This window comes from Candidatus Infernicultor aquiphilus, assembly GCF_002784285.1.
Lineage (GTDB): Bacteria > Atribacterota > Phoenicimicrobiia > Phoenicimicrobiales > Phoenicimicrobiaceae > Infernicultor > Infernicultor aquiphilus.
In genome coordinates, this window is record NZ_PFKO01000225.1 from 329 (window position 1) to 3,614 (window position 3,286).

4 protein-coding genes and 1 pseudogene are annotated in these 3,286 nt (G+C 34.7%); 3 read left to right on the plus strand and 2 right to left on the minus strand.

The window, feature by feature from the left end; all coding sequences use genetic code 11:
• Window positions 1–651, minus strand: a pseudogene (locus tag COZ07_RS05865) (hypothetical protein); the annotation flags it as partial.
• An 88-nt stretch (window positions 652–739) separates the two neighbouring features.
• Window positions 740–1,852: an LptF/LptG family permease gene (locus tag COZ07_RS05870; RefSeq protein WP_406607641.1), complete on the minus strand. Its 1,113-nt coding sequence runs from the start codon at window positions 1,850–1,852 to the stop codon at window positions 740–742.
• 218 nt (window positions 1,853–2,070) lie between these two features.
• Between COZ07_RS05870 and COZ07_RS05875 the strand changes: the two genes are divergently transcribed.
• The 3 genes from COZ07_RS05875 to COZ07_RS05885 form a co-directional block, all read left to right on the plus strand.
• The gene (locus COZ07_RS05875; protein ID WP_406607642.1) at window positions 2,071–2,844 is read left to right on the plus strand and encodes a tetratricopeptide repeat protein; all 774 of its coding nucleotides are present in this window, start codon (window positions 2,071–2,073) and stop codon (window positions 2,842–2,844) included.
• A 71-nt stretch (window positions 2,845–2,915) separates the two neighbouring features.
• On the plus strand, window positions 2,916–3,140 hold the full coding sequence (locus COZ07_RS05880; protein WP_406607643.1) for a type II toxin-antitoxin system HicB family antitoxin: 225 nt from the start codon (window positions 2,916–2,918) through the stop codon (window positions 3,138–3,140).
• Window positions 3,140–3,286, plus strand: a 147-nt coding sequence (locus COZ07_RS05885; RefSeq protein ID WP_406607644.1) for a type II toxin-antitoxin system HicA family toxin, incomplete at its 3' end; no start/stop codon positions are given. The genes COZ07_RS05880 and COZ07_RS05885, both read left to right, overlap by 1 nt.

Below are 3,286 nucleotides of genomic sequence, written 5' to 3' on the forward strand. Positions count from 1 at the left end.
TTTATCCTTCGGGTAGATAATCATTTCTTTAGCGATAATATGATAATGAGGTTCTTCTAATTCGCAGGTGGTAAAACTTCCTTCGGTAAGTTCCACGGTCTCCGGGAAATTTTCCATCTTCTCTCCCTGATAATATATCTTTCCCTTGATGCCTTCTCCGGTTAATTCAGCTTTTAATTTGAGCAAAATTATTTTTTTAGTCTTCCAATTATAGGTAAGTTCCCCACAGTTAGTTTCAGTCTTATCTTGTTTAAAGAGGACTTTATCTGAGGCGAAAAGAAGGTGAGTAGTTAAATTAATTTTTAGATAGTCAGCCTTTACCTCGATATCCTGATACTTAAGCAGCGCCCCACCCTTGGCAATAACCAGGTCTTCTTCATCTATCTTTTCATAACTGATATAATCAGCTTTTAGAGAGAGATCTAATTCTTCTACGGTTTCTGTTTCTTTTATATTCTCTGTTTTTATAGTCTCTTCAGCTGGTGCAGTTGGTGGTTTTTCTGGTGTCTCTATCGTTTCAATTATTTCTCCGGTTTCTTGAGCAAATGATATCAAGCTAAATCCAGTATTTAGATTTAAAAATAAAACCAGAATTATTGAAAATAATATCCAGAAAATTACCGCATTCTTTACATTTCCGTTTTGTGCCATATTTCTTATATTTCCTTATTTCCTTTAAACTATTTAAACCAACTAACCAACTAACTAACTGACTAACCGGCTAACGGGCTAACCAATCTCACTTTTTCTCTGCCCTAAACATAATAATTACCCCTAAAATACCAAAGATTATATTAGATAGCCAGGCAGCCAAGATGGGGGTTAACATTCCCTCTCGACCAAATGATCTGGTAGTAGAAAGGAGTATATAGTAAAACAAAACCAGGACAATACTAAGAATTATCCCCGTAGCTTTACTTCCTTTCTTTACCCGTAAACCCAAAGGTACTCCCAACAAGACAAAAATTAGCCCACTAAAAGGGATAGAATATTTCATATGCAGATCTACTTCAAAGTTTTTAGTATCTGCCCCCGCTTGTTTTAAGATATTTATCTGCTCTTTTAATTCTTTACTGCTCATTTCCTGAGGAGTTCTCTGATTTTTAAAGAATTTTTGCAAATCTTCTTTAACCATAATATCCATATTGGTAAAGCTCATTTCATAAGTAATTTTTCCCTCTTCATCATAATTATAAATGGTTCCATTCTCTAATTTCCAGGTATCAATCACCCACGTACCCTTTTTGGCGGTTATCATTCGAGGGAATTTTTCTCTGGTCATTTCATAAATCATAATGTCCTGCATTAACATATTTTTTTCGTCAAATTGATTTATATAGAAATAGCGGTTTTCAGCATCCCGAAAAAATACATTCCGCTTAATATTGGGGGGACCTTTCTTTAGCACAATCTCCCGAATAATATTCTGAGAGATATGATTAGCCTCAGGGACGATATAATCATTAATTACAAAGGCTAAAATACTTATAGCTAAGGCGGCTATTAAAAAGGGGATGATTATTCGGCGGATGCTTATTCCTCCTGCTCGCATAGCAGTTATTTCTCCATCGGTAGAAAGGCGTCCGATAGCTAATTCACTGGAAGCAAGCAAAGAGACAGGGAAGGTTACTACCAGAAATGCCGGAAGGCGATAGGCTAATAACTTGGCAATATAGGGCCAGGCCACTTTCTTATTAATCAACATATCCATTAATTCAAATAAAGTTTCCATAATTAACATAATAGTCAGTGCAGAAACTGCGAGAGCCACAAAACTCATTACTTCTTTTACGATATATCGGTCTAATATCCTGGGACGTGGAAACTTCCTAATTGATATGTTTATAGCCATCTTCTCTCCTAATAAAAACATTTTTCTAAGTATATCATATTTTTATTTTTTACAACACCTTAGAAAAGGTAAAAAAAGGTGCCAGGCACTAAATTTGCACTAAATTTGTCATAAAGGTAAAAAAAGGTGCCAGGCACCTTTTTTTACCTTTATTTTATTTGCCAAAAATAGAGGATTATAGTAAAGTAAGATTATACTTAAAAAGAGAGGGGAAGGATTTGCAGAGTTTTAAGAGAAAAGACGTTTTATTATTAGCCATAGGATTAATTATTTTTAGCGGTATTTTTAGTTTAAACTTAGACCTTATTCAGGCTTTTCCTACCTCACCCTCAACTCCTTTTGTGGCAGGAATGTCCTATTTTGGTCAGGGTGAGTATGATAAAGCAATTATTGAATTTGAAAAATCAATTGAATTAGACGCAAACCATACCGATAGTTACTATTACTTAGGGCAGTGCTATTTACAAAAAGGTATCCTAGAATATAATAACCAACATATTTTAAAAGCTTATAGTTTTTACCGAAAATCTTATGAGATATCTGAAAAAGTTATCCCTCAATATGAACAAATTATAAAAGATAATCCCGAGGATTTAAATAGTTATCTGAAATTGGGTAATATTTATGAAATTAGAAGTATGGTGCCTTTTATTAATGAGTATGACCAGGCTCTTTCTTATTATTTAAAGGCTTTGGATTTAAAAGAAAACTCTTCTTCCCCAAGGAATACCGGAATCTATATTTACCTTAATACCAGAGTGGGCAGTATATATTTTCAGAAAAAGAATTATTCTGAAGCTATAAAATATTTGGAACAGGCAGAGAAAATGTCTTCCGGCAGTGTAGAGGTTTACTATTATTTAGGAATGTCTTATGATAAAATAGGGGAAAAAGAAAAAGCCCTTACTTCTTTTACGAAAGTTTTAGAGCTTGCCCCCCAATCAGAATTTGCCCAGGAAGCAGAAAAAAAATTAAAGAAAATAAATAAATAAAAAGTTTATCAAAGGACCGTCCCACGACAGGGTGCGTGTACTTTAGGAATTATTAGGAGGTAAATATAAATATGAAGACATATCGATTTTCCGTTGTGGTTGAGAAGGATGAGGAAGGTTATTTTGCCTTCTGTCCGGAACTACAAGGGTGTTATACGCAAGGAGATACATACGAAGAGGTATTAGAAAATATTAAAGACGCTATTCGTCTTCATGTGAATGATCGTTTGGATAGTGGAGAAAAAATTCCCCAAGCACAGTCCGTTAGTCTTACTTCTCTTGAATTGGCTGTATGATGGAGAGGTTACCGCGAATAACCGCTGTCGGAGTGATTAAAGTACTAAAAAGGGCAGGATTTTTTCTTGCTCGACAAAGTGGGAGTCATAAGGTTTTTAAGAATAAAGCAGGCAAAAGAGTAACTGTACCTTATCATAGCGGGAAG

Bases quoted from the DNA above. Each gene is read 5' to 3' on its own strand.
- COZ07_RS05870 (WP_406607641.1), bottom strand. From the start codon at position 1,852: ATGGCTATAAACATATCAATTAGGAAGTTTCCACGTCCCAGGATATTA.
- COZ07_RS05880 (WP_406607643.1), top strand. From the start codon at position 2,916: ATGAAGACATATCGATTTTCCGTTGTGGTTGAGAAGGATGAGGAAGGT.